This is a genomic window from Thioreductor micantisoli, assembly GCF_055392745.1.
On sequence record NZ_AP043760.1, the window covers coordinates 194,433 to 220,997 of the forward strand.

Genomic DNA, 26,565 nt, shown 5'->3' on the forward strand with positions numbered 1-26,565 from the left:
AAAATAAAAATAGAGACAAAGTCTTAATAAAAAGGAAAAATATAATGATACTTGTTATGAAAGTTGGTACAAGTAAAGAAGATATCAACAAAACAATAAATCAAATCAAAGAATGGGGGCATGAAGTTAGCTTAGCTCCAGGAGAAAAACAAACAGTTATAGGAATTATTGGAGATAAAAGTGATTTAGGTGGAAGACCTTTATCAACACTTCCAGGAGTTTCTAAAGTGGTAGAAGTTTCAGCTGCTTATAAAAGAGCAAGTAGAGAATTTCATCCAGAGGATACAATCGTAGATGTAAATGGTGTAAAAATTGGTGGTGGAAATAGATGTGTAATTGCAGGTCCATGTAGTGTGGATAAGCTTGAAAACATTGTTTATTTAGCAAAAAAAGTAAAAGAAAGTGGAGCACAAATGCTTAGAGGTGGAGCATACAAACCAAGAACTTCTCCATATACTTTCCAAGGACATGAAGAAGCTGGACTAAAAATGATGGCCCAAGCGAGAGCTGAGACTGGACTTCCAATCGTAACAGAACTTATGAGTATAAATGATATTGATACAGTTTACAAATATGCAGATGTTATTCAAATAGGTGCTAGAAATTCTCAAAACTTTCCACTTCTTAAAGAAATCGGGAAACTTGATAAACCAGTAATTCTAAAAAACGGAATCGCAGGAACTATGAAAGAACATTTAATGAGTGCTGAGTATATTATGAGTGAAGGTAATGAAAATGTTATTTTATGTCTTAGAGGAACAAGAACTTACGAAACAGCAGTAAGAAATACAATTGATGTGACACTTGTTCCAGTTCTACAACAATTAACTCACCTTCCAGTAATTATTGACCCAAGTCATGCAGCTGGGAAAAGACCATTTGTATCATCTTTGGCATATGCAGGAATGGCAGTTGGAGCTGATGGACTAATCGTAGAAGTTCATAATTGTCCAAAAGAAGCATTAAGTGATGGAGACCAAGCATTGTTACCTAGAGATTTTGAATTTTTAATGAGAAAACTTGATAATTTAGTTGCGTGGAATCAAAAAGAATGGTTTGAATTTGATAAACAAAAAGAAACCGATTGTATAAAAGTGTAATACATAATATTTATTTATTTTAAATGTACTGACTAAATAAACGAGACAACTGCAAATTTTAACGAAAAAAAGTGTTAAAAAAAGTGTGCTTCAAACCCGAAGGGCGCTTGCGTTGACACTTTTTAACTTTTTGGAGTGTTAGAAAATTTGCTCTCTTGTTGAGAGTTTTAGTGCAGTGCCTTAATTTGTTTTTTTACCATATTTTTCTAAGAATTGTTCTAATCTATATTTAGCTCTATATTCTGGACTCATTAAATGAATTAAAATATCTCCCAAATCAATAACTGTCCAATCATCACTTTCTTCAATTGCTAAGAATTCTTCTTCTGGTTTAAGTTGAGATTTAAGCTCATTCAAAAGAGCAAATCCATGTTTTTCACCCATAGTTGTAGCAATTACAACTGCATCAGTAAAATAGTCACTTTTCTTTGTATCAAAACTTTCTATATCAACTGCTTTTTTATCATCTAAAATTTTAGTTATTTTTTTTATTCTTTCTTTCATTTATTTCCTTTATAATATGAAATTATTTCATCTGCTACTATTTTAGGCAGATAGTTTTTGTAATTTTCTGGATTTTGTCTAAACTGAGTTGAGCTTATTGGTATATTTAAATTTATAGTTTTATATTCATTGGAATTTTTATTATTTCTTGAAACTACTATAAAATCGACCAATTTTTTAAGTTCATCTATATTTTTCCATTTATTAAGAGTTGATAAATTATCAGCTCCTATTACAAAACTAATTTTATCATAATTTTTCAAAAAATGTTTAATTGTATCGATTGTATAGCAAGGTTTATTTTGTTTTATTTCATAATCATTAATTTCTACTTTTGGATTATTTATACTTTTTTTAATCCATTCAAGTCTTTTTTGTGCTGGTGCTGAAAATTTATTTTTTAGAGGATTTAAATAGTTCGGTAAAACTATTACTTTATCAAAACTTTTTACTAATTTATTGATGATTTTAATATGTCCTTTGTGGATAGGATCAAAACTTCCACCAAAAATTGCTATTTTCATTTTATCTCCTTGTAAGGCAAATATATCATTTGTTTTTTTATTTGTCAATAACTAAAATTTGATATAATTCACTTAAAAAAGGAAACTATTTTGATAACAGTGGCTATAAATGGGTTTGGCAGGATAGGTCGAACTATTGCAAAAGTTATTTTTTCTAGAAATGATATGAAATTGGTTGCGATTAATGACCTTGAAAATAAGCAAGATTTAGAATATCTTTTAAAATATGATTCTATACATGGATTTTGTGATTGTGATTTAAAAGATGTTCAAGTTTATAATGAAATTGATAATACTAAATTAAATTTTGGCGAAGTTGACACGGTTTTTGAATGTAGTGGAAGAAATTTAACTACTGAGAAAGTAGCTCATCATCTCGAAAAAGGAGCTAAAAAAGTAATAATTTCAGCTCCAAGCAAAGATGATACTCCTACTTTCGTTTTAGGTGTAAATAGCGATGAATACAAAGGTGAAAATATAATTTCCAATGCAAGTTGTACGACAAATTGCTTAGGTCCTATTGCAAAGATTTTAGAAAATAATTTTGGAATAAAAAAGGGTTTGATGACTACAATTCATAGTTATACAAATGACCAAAAAATTCTTGATGTAAAACATACAAGAGATATTAGAAGAGGGCGAGCAGCTGCTATTAATATGATTCCAACTTTCACAGGCGCGGCAAAAGCAATGAATAGAGTAATTCCTAGCTTAGAAGGAAAACTTCACGGCCAATCTGTTAGAGTGCCTATCCCTGATGTAAGTATTGTTGATTTTAATGCTGAGCTTAATAAAAATACGACTATAGAAGAATTAAAAGAGCTTTTTATCAATTATTCACAAAATGAATTTAAAGGGATCTTAGGATTAGATAGCCAAAAACTTGTAAGTAGTGATATTTTGGAAAATGCATATTCTTCAAATGTAATGCTTGATAAAATTTTAGTAGTTCAAGGAAATATGGTAAAAATAATGAGTTGGTATGATAATGAATGGGGTTATTCCAATAGAATGTGTGATATGGCTAAATATATTTTGAAATAAATTATGTTAAAATTACAAATATGAAAAAAAGGAGAGGTTTATGGCTGTAAAAGTAGCAATTAATGGCTTTGGTAGAATTGGAAGAAGTAGCGCAAGAATCATTGCAAATAGAGATGATGTAGAGTTAGTAGCAATTAATGATAGTGGAAGTGCTGAGCAATTAGCTTATTTACTGAAATATGATTCAGTTCATGGTAGATTTGAAAATGTAGAAATTATTGATGAAAAACATATTAAAATTGGAAATGATACAGTTACACTTTTTTCAGATAGAGATCCTTCAAAATTGGATTTTGCAAGTGTTGGTGCTGAAGTTGTGCTTGAATGTACAGGTAAATTCCTAACAAAAGATTCAACAAAGGTTCATATCGATAGAGGTGCGAAAGTCGTAGTAATGAGCGCACCTGCCAAAGATGATACAGCAACTTATGTGGTTGGTGTAAATGCTGATAAATATCAAGGTGAGCAAATTATATCAAATGCAAGTTGTACAACAAATTGTTTAGCACCTGTTTCAAAAGTTTTGGTTGATAATTTTGGAATTGAAAAAGGTTTAATGACTACAATTCATAGTTATACAAATGACCAAAAAATCCTTGATGTAAAACATCATAAAGATACTAGAAGAGGGCGAGCAGCAGCAATTAATATGATTCCTACAACTACGGGGGCAGCTAAAGCCATCGGAAAAGTTATTCCAGAATTACTTGAAAAACTTCACGGACAAGCTGTTAGAGTTCCTACTCCAAATGTTAGTTTGGTAGATTTAAATGTTGTAGTTTCTAAAAATACAACTATTGAAGAAGTGAATGAAGCACTAGTTAAAGCAAGCGAGAACGAACTAAAAGATATTTTAGCAATTGATAATGATAAATGTGTAAGTAGTGATTTTACTTCAAGTTTATATTCTTCAATTGTAGCTATTGATTTAACACAAGTTATTCAAGACAATATGGTAAAAGTTATGGCTTGGTATGATAATGAAATGGGATATTCAAATAGATTAGTTGATATGGCTGTAATTGCTGGAAATTACCATAAAGGAAAGTCATGAATGTAAATAGTGTAAAAGAGTTAAAAATTTCTAAAGGTGATAAAGTATTTGTTAGATGTGATTTTAATGTTCCACTTGATGAATTTGGAAATATCACAGATGATAGAAGAATTAGAGAAGCACTTCATACTATAAAATATCTTATTGATATTGAAGCAAAAATTGTTTTAGCTTCGCATTTAGGAAGACCAAAAGGTGAAGTAAATGAAAAATATTCACTAAAACCAGTAGCAAAAAGATTATCTCATCTACTTCATCAAGATGTTGTTTTAGCAAAAGATATAATTGGTGAAGATGCAAAAACAAAAGCCACTTCTCTAAAAAAGGGACAAATTTTATTACTTGAAAATTTGAGATTTGATCCAAGAGAGACTGAAAATAATTATGAATTTGCAAAAGAGTTAGCAAGTTTTGGTAAATTTTATGTAAATGATGCTTTTGGAGTAAGTCATAGGGCTCATGCGAGTGTTCATGCAATTACAAAAAATTTTGATGATAATCACAAAGCCGCAGGTTTTTTACTTTTAAAAGAGATTAATTTCTTCCATAAACTTCTTAAAAATCCAGCTCATCCTTTTATTGCAGTTGTGGGAGGAAGTAAAGTAAGTGGAAAATTACAAGCACTGATTAATCTTTTACCAAAAGTAGATAAAATGGTAATTGGTGGAGGTATGGCTTTTACATTTCTAAAAGCGCAAGGTTACGAAATAGGAAAATCACTTGTAGAAGATGAACTTATTGAAGAAGCAATTCATATTATGAATGAAGCAAAAAAACTTAAAGTTAAATTATATTTGCCAGTTGATATTGTTGCTGCCGATAAATTTGAAGAAAATGCAAAGGTTAAATATGTTACTTATCAAGAAATTCCAGATAATTGGATGGGACTTGATATAGGACCTGCAAGTGTTAGACTTTTTGCTGAGGTTATAGAAGATGCACAAACTCTTCTTTGGAATGGGCCAATGGGTGTATATGAAATGGAAAGATTTAGTGCGGGAAGTTTCCAAATTTCACACGAAATAGCTAGGACTCATGGAACAAAAGTAGTAGGTGGTGGAGATACTGCTGATTTAGTTCAAAGAGCCGGAGATGATGAGGGAATGACATTTATTTCAACTGGTGGAGGAGCAAGTTTAGAACTTCTTGAAGGTAAAAAATTGCCAGGAATTGAAGCATTGGAGTTAAAATGATAATAGCAAGTAATTTTAAAATGAATCACACAAGAAGAAGTACAAAAGCATTTTTGAAAAAATTAAAAGAAGTAAAAACTAATCACACTATTAGAGTTTTTCCTCCTGCTACTTCTTTGTTTGAATTTGATATAGTTGGGGCTCAAAATGGATATCCAGCAGTTAATGGCTCATTTACAGGAGAAATTGGATTAGAACAAATTCAAGAATTTAATATTGATAAGATATTAATAGGACACAGTGAAAGAAGAAATATTTTAGGAGAAAAGCAAGAATTTATTGCTAAAAAGTTTGAATTTTATAAAAATGAAAATTTTGAAATCACTTATTGTATTGGTGAGCCTTTGGAAATTAGACAAAAAGGTATAGATGAGGTTATAAAATATCTTAAAAATGAGTTAGTTGGAATTGATATGAATTATGATAAATTGATAATAGCATATGAACCGGTATGGGCTATAGGTACAGGTGTAAGTGCTACTATTAAAGAAATAGAAGAGACGCATAACAAGCTTAGAGAGTTTATACAAGCGCCACTTTTATATGGTGGAAGTGTAAAGCTTGATAATATCTCTGAAATTTGTGAGATTGAAAATGTGGATGGAGTATTGATTGGGACTGCAAGCTGGCAGGTAGAAAATTTTGTAAGAATGATAAATCAAGTAAAAGGATAAAAGATGTTGATGAAAGGTAAAAAAGGTTTAGTAATAGGTGTAGCAAACAATAAATCAATTGCTTATGGAGTTGCAAAAGCGTGTGCTGACCAAGGTGCTGATTTGATTTTGACTTATCAAAATGAAAAACTTCAAAGTAGAGTTCAAAAAGTTGCAGATGAATTAAATGTAAAAAACATCTATCCATTAGATGTTTCAAAAGAAGAAGAAATTATTGCATTAAGAGATAATATCGAAAAAGATTATGGAAAAATCGATTTCGTAGTTCACGCTGTAGCTTTTGCACCAAAAGAGGCACTTACAGGTAAATTTATAAATGTTACAAAAGATGCTTTTACAATAGCTATGCAAATTAGTGTATATTCATTTATTGAAGTAGCACAAAAATTTCAAACTATTCTAAATGATAATGCAAGTTTACTTACTTTAAGTTATTTAGGAGCCAAGAGATATATTCCTCATTACAATACAATGGGAGTAGCAAAAGCAGCTCTTGAAGCAAGTGTAAGATATATGGCTGTTGATTTTGGAGATAGAGGAATTAGAGTAAATGCTATTAGTGCAGGACCTATCAAAACTTTAGCAGCAAGTGGAATTGGTGATTTTAGAAAAATTTTAAATTATAATGAAGAAAATTCACCACTTAGAAAAAATGTAACTACTAGTGAAGTTGGAAATAGTGCAATGTATTTACTTAGTGATTTATCAAGTGCAGTTACAGGAGAAATTCATTATGTAGATAATGGATACAATGTAACAGGTATGCCAATAGTTGAATAAAAGTGCAAAAAGAGTGTTAGAAAAGTGTAAATTTTATTATTTGTATAAATTTTATACAAATAAATTTGCAAATTGTTATAATTTTTATGTATAATGACAATACGAACTTTAAATTAAAAAAAAGGAGACATGCAAATGTTAAAAAAATTAAGCTTAGCAGCGTTAGTTGCTATGGGGTCAATGAGTTTCGCAGGTGCTACAGATTTAAGTAGTGCAATCCAAGGTGTTCAATTAAATGGGTTCTTAAGAGTTAGAGCTTATGTTCATCAAGATAAAAAAGCTACTGGTAAAACTGATTATAATAGATGGAGAACAGATGCTAAATTAGTATTTGGTGTACCTGTTGCAGAAAACACAAAAATCGTGTGGAGAGTTAATGCAGAGCAAAATTTCGATACAAAAGCAACAGAAAATAATGCAACTTATGCAGGTGATAACTCAGGTTTAGCTGCATCTAGTAGAAATGTAACAAATTCACTTTTCTTTGTAAACTATGCAAAAGGTGCAATTGCAGCTAATGTTGGGATTATTCCATTAGGTTTCTTACCATTTGCTTCAAGTGATGCATGGTCAACTGCACATGGTGCTGGTGCTGATGCTACTTATACAATGAGTAATGTTACTTTAGCAGCTGCTTATGCAGATAAAATGTTTAATTCTGATGTTAGTGAAGATCAAGATGTTTATACATTAGGAGCTATCTATAAAAATAAAGATTTAGGAAATGCTCAATTATGGTATGCACAAGTAACAAATACACTTAAATATGATTTTGTATTGATGACTAATTTAAATGTTTTAAAAGATTATGGAATTGGTGTTAACTTTGATATAGCTCAATCTAAATTAAATGATGCTGTTAGTACAAATGCAAATAATCATAGATTTTATAATTTAGCTCTTACATCAAATATAGCTGGACTTAATGCTAAAGTTGGATATGCTGTAACTAATAATGCAGAAGGTGTAATCAATACAAGTTCTGATTCAGTAATTGGAGCTGTTCCTTGTGCATTAAGAGATAATGTTGCTAATATGACTGATGCAAAATCTTTATATGCAAAAGTAGGATATAATATTGATGAAGCTACAAATGTATTTGTTGCTTATAACCATATTAAAGAAATATCTCAAAATACAGCTTTAAGCTCAACTTTAGGTGATGAAGGTAATAGTAATGAATATGAAGTTGGTGCAAACTATAAAGTGAATAAAAAATTCGGAATATCTGGATATTATGATATTTTAAATATGAGTGATGATTTAGCAACTGATCAACAAGAAGCAAAAGTAGAATTTAAATACAGCTTCTAATCTCTTTTCCCTTTTTCCCTTTTTGGGAATTACTTCTAAACTTCTAAAAATATAAATTTCCTTTCATTTTTGGTATAATAAGTTAAAAATTTAAAGGTCTTAAATGATTTTAATGATTGATAATTATGATTCTTTTACTTATAATATAGTTCAATATTGCTTAGAACTTGGAGCTGATTTAAAAGTAATTAGAAATGATGAATTGACTTTGCAAGAAATAGAAGAGCTAAATCCAGAAAAAATAATAATTTCTCCAGGACCTGCAACTCCCAATGAAGCTGGAATTAGCTTAGAAGTAATAGAAAAATTCAAAGATAAAAAACCAATTTTTGGTATTTGTTTAGGTCATCAATCAATTGCTCAAGCTTTTGGTGGTGAAGTAATTAGAGCAAAAAATATGATGCATGGTAAAACTTCTCAAATAGATGTTATTAAACATAATAATATTTTTAAATCTTTACCTGATAATTTTAGGGCTACAAGATATCACTCTTTGACAGTAAATAAAGATAATTTACCTGACAGTATTGAAGTTTTGGCAAAAAGTCACGATGATGATGAAATTATGGCTATAAAAGTTAAAAATTTACCAATTTATGGAGTTCAATTTCATCCAGAGTCAATTATGAGTGAATTTGGATATGAAATTATAGATAACTTTTTGAAATTATGAGAATAAGAGTCTATTTTCTTTTTTATTATATTTTTCTATTTTGGTATGCAACTCATTTAAATATTGGAGATTTTGAAGTATCTTATTTGCAAAATAATAATTTAATAAATTATCTCTCAAACTTTTTTTTCTCTATTTTAGGCAAAAATAATTTTAGTTTAAGACTTCCAAGTCTTATTTTTTCATTTTTTTCAATACTTTTATATGCAAAAATAGCTAAACACTATTTTAAATCCACAAAAGAAATCAATTTTACTTTAATTATATTTTCTTTAATGCCAGGATTTATTATAGCTTCTCTTTTTTATAATAAATCAATTTATTTAATATTTTTAACTCTACTTTTTATTTATACTTTTTTGTATTATCGATTTTTTAGTTATATTTTATTAGCTTTATATACATTCTTAGATTATAGTTTTATTTCACTTTATTTTGGGCTTGTTTTTTATTCAATTTACAAAAAAGACACAAGGTTTTTAATTTATTCTTTATTGTTACTTATGATAAATGCAAACTATTTTCATTATGATATAAACGGCCACCCAAGTGGATATTTTTTAAATTTATTTATGGTTTATTTAGCTATTTTTTCACCATTTGTTTTTGTATATTTTTTGTATGCTGTTTTAAAAACTTTTAAAAAACCAAATTTATTATGGTTTATTTCTACATTTGCTCTTCTGTTTTCTATTATATTATCATTTAGACAAAAAATTAGAATTGATGATTATGCACCATTTGTGATTGTTTCAGTTATTTTTATGATAAAGGTTTTTTTAAATGATTATAGAGTTAGGCTTAAAATTTTTAGGAAACCATTTAAATTTTTATTAGTTTTTCTTTTTTTATCTTTAATGTTTTTTGATATATTGTTATTATCAAGTAGATATTTTATTAATGAAAAAATATTTTTCCAGTTTAATTACTCACAAAAAATAGCAAAATTTTTAAAAAAAGAGAATATAAATCATATTTATTGTAATGATAAAATCTTTTGTAAAAAATTATATTTTTATGGATTACAAAAAGGCAATATTTATTATATAAATTTTGATGAAAAAACTAAAAAAGTTTCTATTTTACACAATAAAATCAAATTATATGATAAATATGTTTCAAATCTCTACAAAAAATGATAAAATTTTAAAAACTTTTAAAAAGGAGAATTCATGGCTCAAAGAGCGATACGTGAATATGATGGAAAAGCAATATTCGCAAAACATTGGAATAAATATTTTAACGGTTTCCACTATGATTTTAAATCAGTATTAGTTACAAGTGGAGATGAATTAAGAGCAAAAGCAAAAGAACATGGATTTGAATGGTTAAATCAAGAGCCATTAGTAGCAAAACCAGATATGTTATTTGGTAAAAGAGGTAAAAATGACCTTGTTTTATTTAGAGTAAACAAACCAGGTGATGTTACACTTGAAGATGCTGCAAAATGGATTGATGAAAAATCAGCTCATGATGTTACACTTCTTTCAGGACAAACAGGAAGACTTACTCATTTTATAGTTGAACCATTTACTCCTCATACGCAAGAACAAGAATATTATATTTCAGCAACAACAGTTGGTGAAGATGATGTTTTATATCTTTCAGCAGAAGGTGGAATGGAAGTTGAAGAAAATTGGGATAAAGTAAATGAAATTCATATTCCTATTGATTTAAATGATAATGATATTGAAAAAGCAATCAAAGCAGATATTCCAGCAGATATTCCAGCAGATAAAGTAGAAGAATTTGCAGCATTTGCATTTGCATTTTATAAATTTTATAGAGATTTAAATTTTGCATATTTAGAAATTAATCCAATTGTTATGTTAGATAATAATAAAATGGCAATTTTAGATTTAGTTGCAAGACTTGATGATACAGCAGGATTTTTAATGGCCGATAAATGGGGAGATATTGAATATCCAACAGCATTTGGAATGGAAGATAAATCACCAGAAGAAGAAGCTATTGCGTTAGCAGATAGTAAATCAGGAGCAAGTTTAAAACTTACAATTCTTAATCCAATGGGAAGAATTTGGACAATGGTTGCTGGTGGTGGTGCGTCAGTTGTTTATGCAGATACAATTGCAGATTTTGCAGGAGTTAAAGATTTAGCAAACTATGGAGAATATTCAGGTGGGCCAACAACTGCTGAAACAGAATTTTATGCAGATACTATTTTTGATTTGATGACAAGACATCAAGACCCAAGAGGTAAAATATTAATTATTGGTGGTGCTATTGCAAACTTTACGGATATTGCAAAAACATTTACAGGAATTATTAATGCTTTTGAAAAATATGCAGATAAATTAAAAGAAAATAAAACAAAAATTTATGTAAGACGTGGTGGACCAAATTATGAAAAAGGTCTAAAAGATATCAAAGAAGCAGCGGATAGACTTGGACTTTATATTGAAGTTTATGGGCCAGAAACTCATGTTACTGATATTGTAAGAATGGCTTTAGCTGAAGATAAAGGAGATAAATAATGAATAAACTATTTACAAAAGATACACAATCAATTTTTTGGAATAATAATAAAACTGCTATCCAAAGAATGTTAGACTATGATTATGTTATCCAAAGAGAAACTCCATCAGTAGCAGCTATTGTAGCTCCTACTAGTAATAATAAATTTGAAAAATTCTTCTATGGACCAGATGAAGTTATGATTCCTGTTTATAAATCAACACCAGAAGCAGTAGAAAAACATAAAAATGCAGATGTTTTATTAAACTTTGGTTCTTTTAGAACAGCTTATGATGTTACTATGCAAGCGCTTGATCTTAAACAATTTAGATTAATTATGATTACAGCTGAAGGTATTCCAGAAAGAATGGCGAGAGTTATGAATCACAGAGCAAGAAAAGAAAATGTTACAATTATCGGACCTGCTACTGTTGGTGCTATTGCTCCAGGTGCTTTTAAAGTTGCAAATATTGGTGGGACAATTCAAAATATCATCAATTCAAAACTCCATAGACCAGGAAGTTGTGGGTTAGTAACAAGAAGTGGAGGTTTATTTAATGAACTTTCAAACATTATTTCACTAAACGCTGATGGAATTAGCGAAGGTGTTGCTATCGGTGGTGATAGATATGTTGGTTCAGTTTTCATCGACCATTTATTAAGAATGGAAAAAAATCCAGATGTAAAATATATGATTTTACTTGGAGAAGTTGGTGGAACTGAAGAATATAAAGTAATTGATGCTATTAAAGAAGGTAAAATTACAAAACCAGTTATTGCTTGGTGTATTGGAACAATTGCTAAACATTTTAGCTCAGGTGTGCAATTTGGTCATGCAGGTGCTAGTGCAAATGCCGAAAGGGAAACAGCAGCAGCTAAAAATGCAGCGATGAGAGAAGCTGGAATTTATGTGCCAGATAGTTTCAATGATTTACCAGCTACAATTAATAAAGTTTATACAAAACTTCTTAAAGATGGTGTTATTGGTGAAATTAAAGAACCAGTTGTTCCAACTATTCCTAAAAACAGAAGACCTAAAAACTTTATTTGTACAATTTCTGATGATAGAGGTGAAGAAGCAACTTATGCAGGATTCCCTATTAGTTCAGTAGCAACACCTGATACAGGTAAATCTATTGGTGATGTTATTTCATTATTATGGTTCAAAAAACAATATCCAAAATGGGCTACTGAATTTATCGAAACTGTAATGAAAACTGTTGCTGACCATGGTCCAGCAGTTAGTGGTGCTCACAATGCAAAAGTTACAGCAAGAGCTGGAAAAAGTGTTGTTGAAAGTTTAGTAACTGGTTTACTTACAATTGGACCAAGATTTGGTGGAGCAATTGATGGTGCTGCTAAATATTTCAAATATGCAGATGATAATAAATTAACTCCAGCAGAATTTTTAAATTATATGAAAAAACAAGGTATTCCAATTCCTGGTATTGGACATAGAATTAAATCACTTAGAAATCCTGATTTAAGAGTTGAAGGTCTTAAAAAATTTGCTCATGAATATTTCCCAGCAACTCCACTTTTGGATTATGCTCTTGAAGTTGAACAACTTACAACTTCTAAAAAAGATAATCTAATCTTAAATGTTGATGGAACTATTGGTATTTTAATGGTTGATATGTGGAGAGCTTTAGGTTACACAGAAGAAGAAATCGATGAATTTATCGAAAGTGGAACTTTAAATGCCTTCTTTATTGCTGGTAGAACACTTGGATTTATTGGTCATATTCTTGACGAAAAAAGACTTGCTATGCCAATGTATAGACATCCATGGGATGATATTCTTTATGATGTTACTGAGGCTGACGAAATAAAATAATTTCCAAACTTCTTAAACCTTTGGTATAATAAGGGAAAATTTTCCCTTACAAAGGTTATCATATGAAAAAACACTCTTTTACGATGATAGAATTAATTGTAGTTATTGTAGTTATCTCTATTTTAGTTATCAAAACTGATTTTACTTTATCAAATACTTCTCTAAATCAAGCCGCTGATCAAGTTATTAATCATATCAATTTAACCCGTCAATTAGCTCTAAAAGATAATAAATTTCAATATTATCCTATTGATAATTCTGCAAAGGAAGGGAATAGAACAAAATATTGGTTTAAGCAATGGTGGCAGATAAGATTTTCTAAATCAAGTGATGGATATTGGTATGAAATATTTACAGATTTACCAACTGATAATTCATATAATTTTGATCAACAAGGAAATTTACCATATTCTCCAAATACTTATTGGGATTTAACATTTGCTAAGAATAGTATAGATGGAAAGTATCTTATTGGGCATTGTGGTTTTGATAAGTATCCAGATTGTGTAGATACTGATAAAAAATTGAATTTAACGAGAACATATGGAATTCAAAAAATAATTTATGATAATTTTTATACTAAAAGTAATTATTCTCCAAGATTGTTGTTTGATAATTATGGTAAACCATATAGAAGAGAAGGTATTGCTGATGGAGATGCCAATGACACAAATCCTTATGATATTAATGCAAGAAAACCCTTAACAAATATTGCTAAAATTACTTTATGTAAAGATGATCAAAATATATCTATTTGTATAACTCCAAAAGTTGGATTTGCATATATATGTAAATAATCCCTAGAATAAGGCCTTTTTTATATTTTATTAAAAAACTTCATTAAATTTGAAAAGAAAAGAGAAAAAAGACTTGACAAAGGAGGGATAATTTACTATAATTCCAGTCCACAAACGCAATAAGCGGTTGAGAGAAATTGAAAGAATTAATGAAAACATATAGATAAGTAACAAACGAAAATTTCTTTGAGTGATTTAAAGGATTAAACTTTTTATGGAGAGTTTGATCCTGGCTCAGAGTGAACGCTGGCGGCATGCCTAACACATGCAAGTCGAACGAGAACGGATCTAACTTCGGTTAGATTGTCAGCTAAGTGGCGCACGGGTGAGTAACACGTAGTTATCTGCCTCACAGTCTGGGATAACAATTGGAAACGATTGCTAATACCGGATATACCCCACGGGGGAAAGCTTTAGTGCTGTGAGATGAGACTGCGACGTATCAGCTAGTTGGTAGGGTAAGAGCCTACCAAGGCTAAGACGCGTAACTGGTCTGAGAGGATGATCAGTCACACTGGAACTGAGACACGGTCCAGACTCCTACGGGAGGCAGCAGTGGGGAATATTGCACAATGGAGGAAACTCTGATGCAGCAATGCCGCGTGGAGGATGACGGATTTCGGTCTGTAAACTCCTTTTATATAGGAAGATAATGACGGTACTATATGAATAAGCACCGGCTAACTCCGTGCCAGCAGCCGCGGTAATACGGAGGGTGCAAGCGTTACTCGGAATCACTGGGCGTAAAGAGCGCGTAGGCTGGTTTGTAAGTTAGAAGTGAAATCCCCCAGCTCAACTGTGGAACTGCTTCTAAAACTGCAGACCTAGAATTTGGGAGAGGTAAGTGGAATTCCTGGTGTAGGGGTGAAATCCGTAGAGATCAGGAGGAATACCGAAAGCGAAGGCGACTTACTGGAACAATATTGACGCTGATGCGCGAAAGCGTGGGGAGCAAACAGGATTAGATACCCTGGTAGTCCACGCCCTAAACGATGGACACTAGTCGTTGCTATAAAGCAGTGACGCAGCTAACGCGATAAGTGTCCCGCCTGGGGAGTACGGTCGCAAGATTAAAACTCAAAGGAATAGACGGGGACCCGAACAAGCGGTGGAGCATGTGGTTTAATTCGAAGATACGCGAAGAACCTTACCTAGGCTTGACATCCCAAGAATCTTTCAGAGATGAGAGAGTGCCTGCTTGCAGGAACTTGGTGACAGGTGCTGCACGGCTGTCGTCAGCTCGTGTCGTGAGATGTTGGGTTAAGTCCCGCAACGAGCGCAACCCCTGTTGTTAGTTGCTAACAGTTCGGCTGAGCACTCTAACAAGACTGCCTGGGTAACCAGGAGGAAGGTGGGGACGACGTCAAGTCATCATGGCCCTTATGCCTAGGGCGACACACGTGCTACAATGGTTAGGATAAAGAGACGCAATACCGCGAGGTGGAGCAAATCTCTAAACCTAATCCCAGTTCGGATTGTAGTCTGCAACTCGACTACATGAAGTTGGAATCGCTAGTAATCGTGGATCAGCCATGCCACGGTGAATACGTTCCCGGGTCTTGTACTCACCGCCCGTCACACCATGGGAGTTGAGTTCACCCAAAGCGGGGATGCCAAATTGGCTACCCTCTACGGTGGGCTCAGCAACTGGGGTGAAGTCGTAACAAGGTAACCGTAGGAGAACCTGCGGTTGGATCACCTCCTTTCTAGAGGAAAGAAGAAGAGATTTATTTCTCTTCTTTCGAGATATAGAGAAAACTATTCAAATCGACAATAAATAAAACTTTGACACTCAAAGGAAAATAGTTTGTTACTTAATTATATGTTTTAAGCTTAAAGCTTATCATGGGTACATTTGGGACTATAGCTCAGCTGGTTAGAGTGCACCCCTGATAAGGGTGAGGTCCCAGGTTCAAGTCCTGGTAGTCCCACCAGAGTGGGGAATTAGCTCAGCTGGGAGAGCGCCTGCCTTGCACGCAGGAGGTCAGCGGTTCGATCCCGCTATTCTCCACCACTTTTAAATTAGATAACTGCGGTTATTTAATTTAAGAGCGAAAAACTCTTAAAAAGTTAATTGAAAATTAGTTGTTAAAAGTCTTGTCAAATAAAGAATTAAGAAGTTATAAAGGGCGTATGGTGAATGCCTAGGCTAACAGAGGCGATGAAGGACGTGTTAGGCTGCGAAAAGCTACGTGGAGCTGCCAAAGAGCTTTGATACGTAGATGTCCGAATGGGGAAACCCGGCTAATGGAGACATTAGTCACCCGCAAGGGAGTTAACCTGGTGAAGTGAAACATCTCAGTAGCCAGAGGAAGAGAAATCAAACGAGATTCCGAAAGTAGCGGCGAGCGAAATCGGATTAGCCCGATATTATGTAGCATATTATATAACTGAATTAGCTGGGAAGCTAAACTATAAAAGGTGATAGTCCTGTAAGTGAAATATGAAATGTGAGACTAAATAATATCCTAGTGAGTAAGTCGGAACACGTGAAATTCTGACTGAACATGGGGGGACCACCCTCCAAGGCTAAATACTACTGTTAGACCGATAGTGAACCAGTACCGTGAGGGAAAGGTGAAAAGAACCCCAGTGAGGGGAGTGAAATAGAACCTGAAACCATATGCCTACAATCATTCAGAGCCGTATTGTTTATCAACGGTGATGGACTGCCTTTTGCATAATGAGCCTGCGAGTTATGGTGTCTGGCGAGGTTAAGCGAATGCGAAGCCGAAGCGAAAGCGAGTCTGAATAGGGCGATTAGTCAGATGCTGTAGACCCGAAGCTGAGTGATCTATCCATGAGCAGGTTGAAGCGGGTGTAAAAGCCCGTGGAGGACCGAACCGGTAAGTGTTGAAAAACTTTCGGATGACTTGTGGATAGGGGTGAAAGGCCAATCAAACTCAGTGATAGCTGGTTCTCTCCGAAATGCATTTAGGTGCAGCGTCAAGACGTAGCCATAAGGGGTAGAGCTCTGATAGGGCTAGGGCGACCTACAGTTGTACCAAACCCTGTCAAACTTCGAATACTTATGGTGGAATCTTGGCAGTGAGGCGTAGGGTGATAAAATCCTATGTCAAGAGGGGAACAACCCAGACTACCAATTAAGGTCCCAAAGTGATAACTAAGTGGAAAAGGAGGTTTTTCTGCTTAGACAACCAGGAGGTTGGCTTAGAAGCAGCCATCCTTTAAAGAAAGCGTAACAGCTCACTGGTCGAGCGGAAAAGCGCCGAAAATATAACGGGGCTAAAGTTATCCACCGAAATTGTAGATTCCTGCTGGTCAGGAGTGGTAGGAGAGCGTTCTTGTCAGCGATGAAGCTATACCGGTAAGGAGTAGTGGAGCGGCAAGAAGTGAGCATGCAGGCATGAGTAGCGATAAAAGGAGTGAGAATCTCCTTCGTCGAAAACCCAAGGATTCCTACACTATGCTCGTCAGTGTAGGGTTAGTCGGGACCTAAGGTGAGGCCGAAAGGCGTAATCGATGGAAAACTGGTTAATATTCCAGTACCCACTAATAATGAGGTGATGGGAGGACGCATAGGGCTAAGTACTGTTATCTGATGGAATAGGTAACCGAAGGGAGTAGTTGGTATAGTAGGCAAATCCGCTATACAATACAACGATACCTGATAGGCTTTCAATCTTCTTCGGAGGAGCGAAAGTGAGTATGATGCCGTCGTGCCAAGAAAAGTCTCTAAACCGTTTGAATTATTAGTGGCCCGTACCGTAAACCGACACAGGTGGGTGAGATGAGTATTCTAAGACGCGTGGAAGAACCCTGGTTAAGGAACTCTGCAAACTAGCACCGTATCTTCGGTATAAGGTGTGCCCACTATGAGAGTAGTGGGTCGCAGTGAAAAGTCCCTGCCGACTGTTTAGCAAAAACACAGCACTCTGCTAACTCGCAAGAGGATGTATAGGGTGTGACGCCTGCCCGGTGCTGGAAGGTTAAAGGGATCTGTTAGCGCAAGCGAAGCAGTGAACTGAAGCCCCAGTAAACGGCGGCCGTAACTATAACGGTCCTAAGGTAGCGAAATTCCTTGTCGGTTAAATACCGACCTGCATGAATGGCGTAACGAGTTGGGAGCTGTCTCGACCAGGGATCCAGTGAAATTGTAGTGGAGGTGAAAATTCCTCCTACCCGCGGCAAGACGGAAAGACCCCGTGGACCTTTACTACAGCTTGACATTGCAATCGGGATATCTATGTGCAGGATAGGTGGGAGGCTTTGAAGGTAGGACGCCAGTTCTATCTGAGCTACCCTTGAGATACCACCCTTAGGTATTTTGGTTGCTAACTCGCTTGTTTACAGCAAGGAGGACATTGTCTGGTGGGTAGTTTGACTGGGGCGGTCGCCTCCTAAAGAGTAACGGAGGCTTACAAAGGTTGGCTCAAACCGGATGGAAATCGGTTGTAGAGTATAAAGGCATAAGCCAGCCTGACTGCGAGAGAGACATTTCGAGCAGAGACGAAAGTCGGTCTTAGTGATCCGGTGGTTCTGTGTGGAAGGACCATCGCTCAAAGGATAAAAGGTACCCCGGGGATAACAGGCTGATCTCCCCCAAGAGCTCATATCGACGGGGAGGTTTGGCACCTCGATGTCGGCTCATCGCATCCTGGGGCTGGAGCAGGTCCCAAGGGTATGGCTGTTCGCCATTTAAAGCGGTACGCGAGCTGGGTTCAGAACGTCGTGAGACAGTTCGGTCCCTATCTGCCGTGGGCGTAGGAAAGTTGAGGAGAGCTGTCCCTAGTACGAGAGGACCGGGATGGACGAATCTCTGGTGTACCAGTTGTCCTGCCAAGGGCATCGCTGGGTAGCTATATTCGGATGTGATAAGAGCTGAAAGCATCTAAGCACGAAGCCAACTCCAAGATTAACTTTCCCTGAAGGTCGCATGAAGACTACATGCTTGATAGGTTGGATGTGTAATTGCAGTAATGCATTTAGCTGACCAATACTAATAGACCGTTTGACTTTTTAATTCAGACAAGACTTTTATCAACTAATTTATGCAATTAAACAAATTGACTTAAGAGTCATTATATTTGTTTAGTGGGTATAGCGTTAGGGTTACACCTTGTTCCATTTCGAACCAAGTAGTTAAGCCTTTCTGCGCTGATGATACTGCCTCCTACGGAGGTGGAAAAGTAAGCCCCTGCTAAACAATTATAATGACTCTTCTTTTTTACCCTTTTTTACTTAACATAATATAATACAAACTCCTCTTATTTATTTTACTTATTGAATAAATTAGGTTTTTATTAAATACTTTTTTAAAAATAATAAATATATTTAGTCACTGACTTAATAAAATGAAATAATTGCAATTTTTAATGTAAAAAATCGTTAAAAAAAGTCTATTTAAATCCAGATGGTAAAAGTGTTTATACTTTTTAACTTTTTATAGGGGTAAAAATCCTATTTTTTTTGTTTTCTTGTAGGTCAGTACCAATAATTAATTATTAGTGATAGGAGTTTATTTTTCAAAAATTATTTACATTAATTTTAATTTCTCCCTCTTTTTGCTACAATTTCATAAAAAAGGTTTTATATGAAAATAGTTTTTATGGGAACTCCAGATTATGCTGAAATTATTTTAGAAAATTTAATAAAAAAATATGAAATAGTAGCAGTTTATACTCAACCAGATAAACCAGTAGGTAGAAAAAGAGTTTTAACTTCACCTCCGGTTAAAGTATTAGCTGAGAAATATAATATCCAAGTAATTCAACCAATTAATTTAAAAAAAGAAGCTGACACTATAAAAAGTTTAAATCCTGATTTTATAGTGGTGGCAGCATTTGGTCAAATTTTACCAAAAGATATTTTAGAAATTGCTCCTTGTATTAATTTACATGCTTCACTTTTACCAAAATATAGAGGTGCAAGTCCTATTCAAAGTGCTGTTTTAAATTCAGATAAGTTTACAGGTGTGACAGCTATGAAAATGGATGTAGGGCTTGATACAGGAGATATTTTAGGGTATGAATATTGTGAAGTAGCAAATAAAACAGCTCCTGAGCTTTTTGATGAATTAGCAAAAATGGCAGCTAATTTAACTCCATTTATAATTGATAATTATAAAAAAATAAAACCACTTAAGCAAATAGATGCAGTTTTTTCATATTCTCCAAAAATTAAAAAAGAAGATGGAAAAATTGATTTTAGAGATGCATTAGAAATTTATAGAGAATATTTAGCCTTTTATTATTGGCCTGGGATTTTTACAGATAAATTTAAAATTAAAAATATGAAGCTCATTGATACTGATTCTAAAAATAAAGCTGGTGAAATTTTGGAAATTACAAAAGAGAATATTATAGTTGGCTGTGAAAAAGGAAAAATTAAAATTTTTACTATTCAGCCTCATTCAAAAAAAGAGATGGATGTTATTAGTTATATAAATGGACAAAGGTTAAAAGTTGGAGATAATTTACTTTAATGAAATTGCATCAACTCAAAAATATTTACTTGAAAATTTAAAAAAAAATGTTTGTATTTGGAGTGAATATCAAACGGATGGAATTGGAAGTAGGGGAAACAGCTGGATTGGTGAGAGGGGAAATCTTTTCTTTTCTTGCGCCATTCATAAAAATAGTTTACCAAATGATCTGAAACTTCAATCTATTTCAATTTATTATATGTTTTTGTTAAAAGAAATTTTAAATAGTTATGGAAGTCAAATAAAATTTAAATGGCCTAATGATTTATATTTAGAAAAAAAAGTCTCAGGCTGTATAAGTAATATAAAAAATGATATAATTATAGTTGGAATTGGATTAAATACAAAAAAAAGTCAAAATTTTAATGCTCTTGATGTTAAAGTGAATAATAAAGAGGTTTTAACTAAATTTTTGGAGCAAATTCAAAAAAATATATTATGGAGTGAAATATATTCAAAATTAGAAAATGAATTTTATAATAATGATTTTGTAACGAATGATAATTTAGAATTAAAAAAAGCTAAATTAAATTATGATGGAAGTATAGAAATAAATAATGAAAGGATATATAGTTTAAGATGAAAGATGTTATTACAATAGCAAATCAGAAAGGAGGAGTTGGTAAAACGACAACTGCTGTAAATTTAGCAGCTTCTCTTGCAATTGCTGAAAAAAAAGTTTTACTTATAGATTTTGATCCACAAGCAAATGCTACAAGTTCATTGGGATTTTATAAAAGTGATTATGAATTTAATATTTATCATACATTAATTGGTGCAAAAAATATAGAAGATGTTATTTTAAAGACAACAATTAAAACATTGGATTTAATACCATCAAATATAGGCTTAGTTGCTATTGAAAAAGAACTTGATAATTTAAAAGATAGAGAGCTTACTTTAAAAAAAATATTAAAACCTATTACAAAAAAATATGATTATATAATTATAGATTCTCCTCCAACACTTGGAACTATTACAATTAATGCGTTATGTGCAAGTGATAGTATAATTATTCCTATTCAATGTGAATTTTTTGCATTAGAAGGGCTTGCCCAACTTTTAAATACTATAAAATTGGTAAAAAGAACAAAAAATCCAGAATTAAAAATAAAAGGTATTATTCCTACTATGTACACTTCACAAAACAATCTTGCAAAGCAGGTTTTATCTGATTTAGTGAGACATTTTGGCTCAAAAATGTTTGTGGATATAAATAGTGAGAAAAAAAGATATATAGTTATTCCAAGGAATGTTCGTTTAGCAGAAGCACCAAGTTTTGGAAAACCTGTTGCACTTTATGATATTAAAAGTAAAGGTGCTAAGGCTTATAATAAATTGGCTGAAAATATTTTAGGAGTTAAAAATGGCTAAAGGATTAGGGAGAGGACTCAGTGCAATTTTAAGTGATGTAGAAGAAAGTTATGTGAAAGATATATCAAAAAATTCTGAAATAGTTAAAGAAATTGAAATAGATAAAATAGTTCCTAACCCTTATCAGCCAAGAAAAATATTTAATGATGATTCATTAAAAGAATTGGCAAATTCTATTAAGACACAAGGACTCCTTCAACCTATTATTGTAACCATTGATGATGGAGAATATATTTTAGTTGCAGGTGAAAGACGGCTTAAAGCTACAAAACTTTTAAAAAAAACTAAAATAAAAGCACTTGTTATTAATTTTGATTTAAGTAAATTAAGGGAATTTGCCATTATTGAAAATCTTCAAAGAGAAGATTTGAATGTTTTAGATTTAGCTGAATCTATTTATGAATTAATTGAAGAGCATAATTATACGCATGAAGAAGTTGCAAAAATTTTATCAAAAAGTAGAAGTTATATTACAAATATTTTAAGAATGCTTAAATTATCAGAATATTCTAAAGAAAAGTTAAAAGAAGATAAAATTACATTTGGGCATGCTAAAAGTATAGTGTCTTTTGATGAAGATACTCAAAAAAAATTAGTAGATACTATTATCGGACAAAAATTAAGTAGTAGAGATGTAGAAAAATTAGTAAAATCATATAAGAATTTACCTAAAAAAGAGCAAACAGATGTAATGAATGATGATATTAATCTTGATGAGTTTGTAAAATTATTAAAAGAAAAATATGATTTAGATGTAAAGAGTAGAGGTAATAATTTGATAATAAATGTTACTTCTAAGAAAAATTTGAAAAAATTAAAGAAAATTTTTGATATTTAAGTTAAAATCAATAAAATTTTTGATAAAATTTGAAAAATCTATAAAGGAGTATAGATGTTAAACATTAGCCTGATTGTAATGTTAATAGAAGCTGGTATATTTTTTGTTACATTAATTTTGCTCAATATGTGGTTATTTCAACCACTTTTATCTTTTATGGATAGAAGAGAAGCAAAATTAAAAACTGAATTAAAAACCGCATCTAGTAACAGTGAGGAAGCACAAAAATATGAAGAAGAAATCGCTTCTATTATAGAAAAAGCTAGAGCTGAAGTTTCTAAAATGAAAAAAGAAGCCCTAGATAAAGCAAAAAAAGAAGCAACTAAATTAGTAGATAGTGAAGTTTCTAAAATTGAAGTTGCAAAAGCTACTTTTAATGAAGAATTAAATTTAAGAAAAGTAGAATTAGCTAAAATCTTAGAAGCAGAGTCAGTTACACTTAAAGATATGCTATCTAGAAAATTAAAAGGAATAGCATGAAAAAAGTTATTGTAATGTTAGGACTTGTTGCAGTTGGGCTTTTTGCTAACGAACATACTGTCCATGCAACAATTAGTGATAGTGATTTCATTCCAAGACTTGTTAATTTTATTATTTTCGCTGCTATTTTATGGTATTTGTTAGCAGATAAAATTAAATCTTTTTATGTTAATAGAACTAATTCAATAGCTAACCAATTTGAAGAAGTAGAAAACAAGTTAAAAGAAAGTAAGTTACAAAAAGAAGCTTTGAAAACTCAAGTAGAAGAAGCTCATAAAAAAGCTGAAGAGATTATCAAAACTGCGCAAAAAGAGATTGAAATTCTTAAAGCTCAAACATTAGCAACTGCTAAAAATGAAATGGCAATGTTAAATAAACAATTTGAGGATTTTAAAGTTTATGAAGAATCAAGAATTAAAAAAGAAGTAGTTGAATCATATTTGAAAGATTTAACTAAAGATATTCATCTTTCAAGTGAAGAAGTTGCAACTATTGTAACTAAAAAGGTTGGATAATGGGTATAAAAAAATATGTAAAAGCTTTAGAGCAAATAACTACAAAAGAACATTTAGAAACTATTTATTCTAAATTAACTCCATTAGTTAAATTAGCTAAAAGCGAAAAATATAATTTAATTATTACTTCACCTCTTGTAAGTAAGGATGAAAAAGTTAAATTTTTAGTTGACTTATTAGGGGTTAAAGACGAAAAAGTAATTAATTTACTTAAGCTTATAACTGAAAATGATAGATTAAAAGAACTTCCACACGCGGTAGTTTTATTAAAAGATATTATTGCAGAGATTACTGGAGATTACAAAGGTTTTGTATATTCAAAAGAGCCTTTAGCTGAAAGTAAAATATTAGAAATTGAATCTAAACTTTCAGAAAAATTTGGTAAAAATATAAAACTTACACAAGAAACAACTGATAGAAGTGGTGTGCAAGTTTATGTAGATTCATTGAACATAGAAATTGCTGTTTATGAAGATGACATAAAAGCAAAATTAATCGCAAACATAATTAGAGTAATCTAAAATAAATAAAGGAGTTTTGAGTGGCTGGATACACTGAAATAACATCAATTATCAAAGAAAGAATTGAGAATTTTAATTTAGAAATTGATGTAAATGAAGTTGGAAAAGTAATTTACAGTGCTGATGGTATAGCAAAAGTTTACGGTCTTACAAATGTAATGGCTGGAGAAATGGTTGAATTTGAAACAGGTGAAAAAGGTCTTGCACTTAACCTTGAAGCTGACAATGTTGGTGTTGTTGTTCTTGGAAAAGGAACAGAAATCACAGAAGGAAGCTCAGTTAAAAGACTTGGTAAACTTCTTACAGTTCCAGTTGGTGAAGCACTAGTTGGTAGAGTTGTTAATGCACTTGGTGAACCAATTGATGAAAAAGGTGAAATTGCTGCTACAGAATACAAATATGTAGAAGAAAAAGCGCCTGGAATTATGGATAGAAAATCTGTTCATGAACCTCTTCAAACTGGTATTAAAGCGATTGATGCACTTGTTCCAATCGGAAGAGGGCAAAGAGAGCTTATTATTGGGGATAGACAAACAGGTAAAACTACTGTTGCAATTGACTCAATTATCAACCAAAAAGGTCAAGATGTAGTTTGTATTTATGTGGCAATTGGTCAAAAACAATCAACTGTTGCAAATATTGTAAGAGTTCTTGAAGAACATGGAGCAATGGATTATACAATTGTTGTAAATGCAAGTGCTAGTGAAGCTGCATCTCTTAAATACTTAGCACCTTATACTGGTGTAACTATGGGAGAATATTTCAGAGATAACGGTAAACATGGTTTAATCATATATGATGATTTAACAAAACAAGCAGATGCTTACAGAGAAATGTCTTTAATTCTTAGAAGACCACCAGGAAGAGAAGCATACCCTGGAGATGTATTCTATCTACATTCAAGATTACTTGAAAGAGCAGCTAAATTATCTGATGAAAAAGGTGCAGGAAGTTTAACTGCATTACCAATTATCGAAACAAAAGCTGGAGATGTTAGTGCATATATCCCAACAAATGTAATTTCAATTACAGATGGTCAAATTTTCTTAGAAACTGGGCTATTTAATAAAGGTATTAGACCTGCAATTAATGTTGGTATTTCAGTTTCAAGAGTTGGTGGAGCTGCACAAATTAAAGCAATTAAACAAGTAGCTGGAACACTAAGACTTGATTTGGCACAATTTAGAGAGCTTGAAGCATTCTCTCAATTTGCAAGTGATTTAGATGAATCAACTAGAAATCAATTAGAAAGAGGTCAAAGAATGGTAGAAGTGTTAAAACAACCACCATATTCACCACTTCCAGTTGAAAAACAAGTTGTAATTATCTATGCTGGTGCAAATGGATATTTAGATGATATTCCGGCAACAAGTGTAGTTAAATTTGAAGCAGAACTTTATCCATTTATTGAAGCAAGATTTCCTGAAATCCTTGATGGAATCAGAGCAAAACAAAAAATTGATGATGAAATTGAAAATAAATTAAAAACTGCGTTAGAGGATTTCAAAAGTCAATTTAGCGTATAAGGTTTGAAAAATGGCTAATTTAAAAGAACTAAAAAACCAAATAAACAGTGTAAAAGGAACTCAAAAAACTACAAAAGCAATGAAATTAGTTTCAACTGCGAAACTAAAAAGAGCTGAGTTAGCTTTGAAGAATTCCCTAGTTTATGCTAATAAAGTAGAAGAATTAATTTCTTCTATTGCAGCAAAAGTAAATAGTATAAAAGATACTATAAATAATAGAGCATTTCACGATGTAGAAACTAAAAAAGTTGATATTATTTTTGTAACAGCAGATAAAGGTTTATGTGGTGGATTTAATCATCAAACTATTAAAACTGTATCGAATATGATAAAAGACTTTAAAGAAGAAAACATTAAAATAAGACTCAAAGGTATAGGAAGAAAAGGGATTGACTTTTTTAAATTCAATCATTTTGAACTTGCTGATGAAAAAATAGGTCTTAGTGCTACGCCAAATTATGAAGATGCAAGCAAATTCATACTTGGAAGCTATAATGATTTTATGAATGGTGAAACTGATAAAGTTATTATTGTGCATAATGGATATGTAAGTAAAATTGCACAAAAAATTAAAATAGATACTATTTTACCATTAGATAGAACAAAAGTTGAAGTAAATAAAAATGATATTTTAGAAATCGAACCAAAAGATGATGATGAAATAGTTTTAACTGAACTTGTTCAAAAGTATGTTGAATATTCACAATTTTTTGCACTTCTTGATTCACTTGCTGCTGAGCATAGTGCAAGAATGCAAGCAATGGATGCGGCTACTACAAATGCTGGTGAAAAAGTTAAGGAACTAACATTATCTTATAATAAAGCGAGACAAGAAGCAGTTACAACAGAGTTAATTGAAATTATTTCTGGTATGGAAGCGTTAAAATAATAAGGAGA

General features: G+C 32.2%; 23 protein-coding genes, 2 tRNA genes and 3 rRNA genes. 26 read left to right on the plus strand and 2 right to left on the minus strand.

Annotation, left to right across the window (positions count from 1 at the left end):
* Positions 1 to 44: 44 nt before the first annotated feature.
* Positions 45 to 1,100: a 3-deoxy-7-phosphoheptulonate synthase gene (aroF, locus tag ACZ5OA_RS01115; RefSeq protein WP_464907695.1), complete on the plus strand. Its 1,056-nt coding sequence runs from the start codon at positions 45 to 47 to the stop codon at positions 1,098 to 1,100.
* Between the two features lie 180 nt (positions 1,101 to 1,280).
* Here aroF and rsfS read toward each other — a convergent pair whose 3' ends face one another.
* Positions 1,281 to 1,604, minus strand: a complete 324-nt coding sequence (gene rsfS, locus ACZ5OA_RS01120; RefSeq protein WP_464907696.1) for a ribosome silencing factor — start codon at positions 1,602 to 1,604, stop codon at positions 1,281 to 1,283.
* Positions 1,601 to 2,128, minus strand: a complete 528-nt coding sequence (gene nadD / locus ACZ5OA_RS01125; protein WP_464907697.1) for a nicotinate (nicotinamide) nucleotide adenylyltransferase — start codon at positions 2,126 to 2,128, stop codon at positions 1,601 to 1,603. The genes rsfS and nadD overlap by 4 nt, the downstream gene beginning before the upstream one ends.
* 87 nt (positions 2,129 to 2,215) lie before the next feature.
* Here nadD and gap (ACZ5OA_RS01130) point away from each other — a divergent pair, with 87 nt between their 5' ends.
* The 25 genes from gap (ACZ5OA_RS01130) to atpG all read left to right on the plus strand — a co-directional run bounded on the left by gap (ACZ5OA_RS01130) (position 2,216) and on the right by atpG (position 26,557).
* A complete protein-coding gene (gene gap / locus ACZ5OA_RS01130) occupies positions 2,216 to 3,172 on the plus strand; it encodes a type I glyceraldehyde-3-phosphate dehydrogenase (RefSeq protein WP_464908305.1) in 957 nt (318 codons plus the stop codon).
* Positions 3,173 to 3,212: 40 nt separating this feature from the next.
* A complete protein-coding gene (gene gap, locus ACZ5OA_RS01135) occupies positions 3,213 to 4,226 on the plus strand; it encodes a type I glyceraldehyde-3-phosphate dehydrogenase (protein WP_464907698.1) in 1,014 nt (337 codons plus the stop codon).
* Positions 4,223 to 5,419 (plus strand): phosphoglycerate kinase, encoded by a 1,197-nt coding sequence (locus ACZ5OA_RS01140; RefSeq protein ID WP_464907699.1) that lies wholly within the window; start codon positions 4,223 to 4,225, stop codon positions 5,417 to 5,419. Before gap (ACZ5OA_RS01135) ends, ACZ5OA_RS01140 begins: the two co-directional genes overlap by 4 nt.
* Positions 5,416 to 6,093 (plus strand): triose-phosphate isomerase, encoded by a 678-nt coding sequence (locus tag ACZ5OA_RS01145; protein ID WP_464907700.1) that lies wholly within the window; start codon positions 5,416 to 5,418, stop codon positions 6,091 to 6,093. The genes ACZ5OA_RS01140 and ACZ5OA_RS01145 overlap by 4 nt, the downstream gene beginning before the upstream one ends.
* Positions 6,094 to 6,096: 3 nt before the next feature.
* A complete protein-coding gene (gene fabI / locus ACZ5OA_RS01150; protein WP_464907701.1) occupies positions 6,097 to 6,873 on the plus strand; it encodes an enoyl-ACP reductase FabI in 777 nt (258 codons plus the stop codon).
* A 135-nt stretch (positions 6,874 to 7,008) separates the two neighbouring features.
* Entirely contained in the window at positions 7,009 to 8,187 is a 1,179-nt protein-coding gene (locus ACZ5OA_RS01155; protein ID WP_464907702.1) for a hypothetical protein, read from the plus strand.
* Positions 8,188 to 8,290: 103 nt separating this feature from the next.
* Positions 8,291 to 8,860 (plus strand): anthranilate synthase component II, encoded by a 570-nt coding sequence (locus ACZ5OA_RS01160; RefSeq protein ID WP_464907703.1) that lies wholly within the window; start codon positions 8,291 to 8,293, stop codon positions 8,858 to 8,860.
* A gap of 86 nt (positions 8,861 to 8,946) precedes the next feature.
* Positions 8,947 to 9,999 carry an ArnT family glycosyltransferase gene (locus ACZ5OA_RS01165; protein WP_464907704.1) on the plus strand — a complete coding sequence of 351 codons (1,053 nt, stop codon included), beginning with the start codon at positions 8,947 to 8,949 and terminating at the stop codon, positions 9,997 to 9,999.
* A 33-nt stretch (positions 10,000 to 10,032) separates the two neighbouring features.
* Positions 10,033 to 11,355 (plus strand): ATP citrate lyase citrate-binding domain-containing protein, encoded by a 1,323-nt coding sequence (locus ACZ5OA_RS01170; RefSeq protein ID WP_464907705.1) that lies wholly within the window; start codon positions 10,033 to 10,035, stop codon positions 11,353 to 11,355.
* Positions 11,355 to 13,172, plus strand: a complete 1,818-nt coding sequence (locus tag ACZ5OA_RS01175; protein WP_464907706.1) for a citrate/2-methylcitrate synthase — start codon at positions 11,355 to 11,357, stop codon at positions 13,170 to 13,172. The genes ACZ5OA_RS01170 and ACZ5OA_RS01175 overlap by 1 nt, the downstream gene beginning before the upstream one ends.
* A gap of 62 nt (positions 13,173 to 13,234) precedes the next feature.
* Positions 13,235 to 13,969, plus strand: a complete 735-nt coding sequence (locus ACZ5OA_RS01180; protein ID WP_464907707.1) for a prepilin-type N-terminal cleavage/methylation domain-containing protein — start codon at positions 13,235 to 13,237, stop codon at positions 13,967 to 13,969.
* A gap of 211 nt (positions 13,970 to 14,180) precedes the next feature.
* Positions 14,181 to 15,675: ribosomal RNA gene (locus ACZ5OA_RS01185) — 16S ribosomal RNA — on the plus strand.
* Positions 15,676 to 15,826: 151 nt separating this feature from the next.
* A tRNA-Ile gene (locus ACZ5OA_RS01190) sits at positions 15,827 to 15,903 on the plus strand.
* A gap of 4 nt (positions 15,904 to 15,907) precedes the next feature.
* Positions 15,908 to 15,983: transfer RNA gene (locus ACZ5OA_RS01195), tRNA-Ala, on the plus strand.
* 99 nt (positions 15,984 to 16,082) lie between these two features.
* Positions 16,083 to 18,954: ribosomal RNA gene (locus tag ACZ5OA_RS01200) — 23S ribosomal RNA — on the plus strand.
* A gap of 66 nt (positions 18,955 to 19,020) precedes the next feature.
* Positions 19,021 to 19,136, plus strand: a 5S ribosomal RNA gene (gene rrf, locus ACZ5OA_RS01205).
* Together the 16S, 23S and 5S rRNA genes with 2 tRNA genes alongside form the textbook arrangement of a ribosomal RNA operon.
* Positions 19,137 to 19,523: 387 nt before the next feature.
* The gene (fmt, locus tag ACZ5OA_RS01210) at positions 19,524 to 20,414 is read left to right on the plus strand and encodes a methionyl-tRNA formyltransferase (protein WP_464907708.1); all 891 of its coding nucleotides are present in this window, start codon (positions 19,524 to 19,526) and stop codon (positions 20,412 to 20,414) included.
* Complete coding sequence (locus tag ACZ5OA_RS01215) at positions 20,395 to 20,997, plus strand: biotin--[acetyl-CoA-carboxylase] ligase (RefSeq protein ID WP_464907709.1); 603 nt, start codon at positions 20,395 to 20,397, stop codon at positions 20,995 to 20,997. The genes fmt and ACZ5OA_RS01215 overlap by 20 nt, the downstream gene beginning before the upstream one ends.
* Positions 20,994 to 21,788 (plus strand): ParA family protein, encoded by a 795-nt coding sequence (locus ACZ5OA_RS01220; protein WP_464907710.1) that lies wholly within the window; start codon positions 20,994 to 20,996, stop codon positions 21,786 to 21,788. Before ACZ5OA_RS01215 ends, ACZ5OA_RS01220 begins: the two co-directional genes overlap by 4 nt.
* Positions 21,781 to 22,626: a ParB/RepB/Spo0J family partition protein gene (locus ACZ5OA_RS01225; RefSeq protein ID WP_464907711.1), complete on the plus strand. Its 846-nt coding sequence runs from the start codon at positions 21,781 to 21,783 to the stop codon at positions 22,624 to 22,626. The genes ACZ5OA_RS01220 and ACZ5OA_RS01225 overlap by 8 nt, the downstream gene beginning before the upstream one ends.
* A 54-nt stretch (positions 22,627 to 22,680) precedes the next feature.
* Positions 22,681 to 23,106, plus strand: a complete 426-nt coding sequence (locus ACZ5OA_RS01230) for a F0F1 ATP synthase subunit B family protein (RefSeq protein WP_464907712.1) — start codon at positions 22,681 to 22,683, stop codon at positions 23,104 to 23,106.
* Complete coding sequence (locus ACZ5OA_RS01235) at positions 23,103 to 23,621, plus strand: F0F1 ATP synthase subunit B family protein (RefSeq protein WP_464907713.1); 519 nt, start codon at positions 23,103 to 23,105, stop codon at positions 23,619 to 23,621. The genes ACZ5OA_RS01230 and ACZ5OA_RS01235 overlap by 4 nt, the downstream gene beginning before the upstream one ends.
* Positions 23,621 to 24,142 (plus strand): F0F1 ATP synthase subunit delta, encoded by a 522-nt coding sequence (locus tag ACZ5OA_RS01240; protein ID WP_464907714.1) that lies wholly within the window; start codon positions 23,621 to 23,623, stop codon positions 24,140 to 24,142. The genes ACZ5OA_RS01235 and ACZ5OA_RS01240 overlap by 1 nt, the downstream gene beginning before the upstream one ends.
* A gap of 20 nt (positions 24,143 to 24,162) precedes the next feature.
* Positions 24,163 to 25,668: a F0F1 ATP synthase subunit alpha gene (atpA, locus tag ACZ5OA_RS01245; protein WP_464907715.1), complete on the plus strand. Its 1,506-nt coding sequence runs from the start codon at positions 24,163 to 24,165 to the stop codon at positions 25,666 to 25,668.
* A 10-nt stretch (positions 25,669 to 25,678) separates the two neighbouring features.
* Positions 25,679 to 26,557, plus strand: coding sequence for an ATP synthase F1 subunit gamma (gene atpG, locus ACZ5OA_RS01250; RefSeq protein ID WP_464907716.1), 879 nt, complete (start codon positions 25,679 to 25,681; stop codon positions 26,555 to 26,557).
* Positions 26,558 to 26,565 lie beyond the last annotated feature (8 nt).

What these genes read in the sequence shown, in the direction of transcription:
- fmt (WP_464907708.1), top strand. Translation starts at nt 19,524, where the DNA reads ATGAAAATAGTTTTTATGGGAACTCCAGATTATGCTGAAATTATTTTA.
- ACZ5OA_RS01180 (WP_464907707.1), top strand. Translation starts at nt 13,235, where the DNA reads ATGAAAAAACACTCTTTTACGATGATAGAATTAATTGTAGTTATTGTA.
- ACZ5OA_RS01155 (WP_464907702.1), top strand. Translation starts at nt 7,009, where the DNA reads ATGTTAAAAAAATTAAGCTTAGCAGCGTTAGTTGCTATGGGGTCAATG.
- atpG (WP_464907716.1), top strand. Translation starts at nt 25,679, where the DNA reads ATGGCTAATTTAAAAGAACTAAAAAACCAAATAAACAGTGTAAAAGGA.
- ACZ5OA_RS01145 (WP_464907700.1), top strand. Translation starts at nt 5,416, where the DNA reads ATGATAATAGCAAGTAATTTTAAAATGAATCACACAAGAAGAAGTACA.
- ACZ5OA_RS01225 (WP_464907711.1), top strand. Translation starts at nt 21,781, where the DNA reads ATGGCTAAAGGATTAGGGAGAGGACTCAGTGCAATTTTAAGTGATGTA.
- ACZ5OA_RS01140 (WP_464907699.1), top strand. Translation starts at nt 4,223, where the DNA reads ATGAATGTAAATAGTGTAAAAGAGTTAAAAATTTCTAAAGGTGATAAA.
- aroF (WP_464907695.1), top strand. Translation starts at nt 45, where the DNA reads ATGATACTTGTTATGAAAGTTGGTACAAGTAAAGAAGATATCAACAAA.
- ACZ5OA_RS01220 (WP_464907710.1), top strand. Translation starts at nt 20,994, where the DNA reads ATGAAAGATGTTATTACAATAGCAAATCAGAAAGGAGGAGTTGGTAAA.
- rsfS (WP_464907696.1), bottom strand. Translation starts at nt 1,604, where the DNA reads ATGAAAGAAAGAATAAAAAAAATAACTAAAATTTTAGATGATAAAAAA.
- ACZ5OA_RS01170 (WP_464907705.1), top strand. Translation starts at nt 10,033, where the DNA reads ATGGCTCAAAGAGCGATACGTGAATATGATGGAAAAGCAATATTCGCA.
- ACZ5OA_RS01230 (WP_464907712.1), top strand. Translation starts at nt 22,681, where the DNA reads ATGTTAAACATTAGCCTGATTGTAATGTTAATAGAAGCTGGTATATTT.
- ACZ5OA_RS01235 (WP_464907713.1), top strand. Translation starts at nt 23,103, where the DNA reads ATGAAAAAAGTTATTGTAATGTTAGGACTTGTTGCAGTTGGGCTTTTT.
- ACZ5OA_RS01160 (WP_464907703.1), top strand. Translation starts at nt 8,291, where the DNA reads ATGATTTTAATGATTGATAATTATGATTCTTTTACTTATAATATAGTT.
- gap (WP_464907698.1), top strand. Translation starts at nt 3,213, where the DNA reads ATGGCTGTAAAAGTAGCAATTAATGGCTTTGGTAGAATTGGAAGAAGT.
- ACZ5OA_RS01175 (WP_464907706.1), top strand. Translation starts at nt 11,355, where the DNA reads ATGAATAAACTATTTACAAAAGATACACAATCAATTTTTTGGAATAAT.
- ACZ5OA_RS01240 (WP_464907714.1), top strand. Translation starts at nt 23,621, where the DNA reads ATGGGTATAAAAAAATATGTAAAAGCTTTAGAGCAAATAACTACAAAA.
- fabI (WP_464907701.1), top strand. Translation starts at nt 6,097, where the DNA reads ATGTTGATGAAAGGTAAAAAAGGTTTAGTAATAGGTGTAGCAAACAAT.
- nadD (WP_464907697.1), bottom strand. Translation starts at nt 2,128, where the DNA reads ATGAAAATAGCAATTTTTGGTGGAAGTTTTGATCCTATCCACAAAGGA.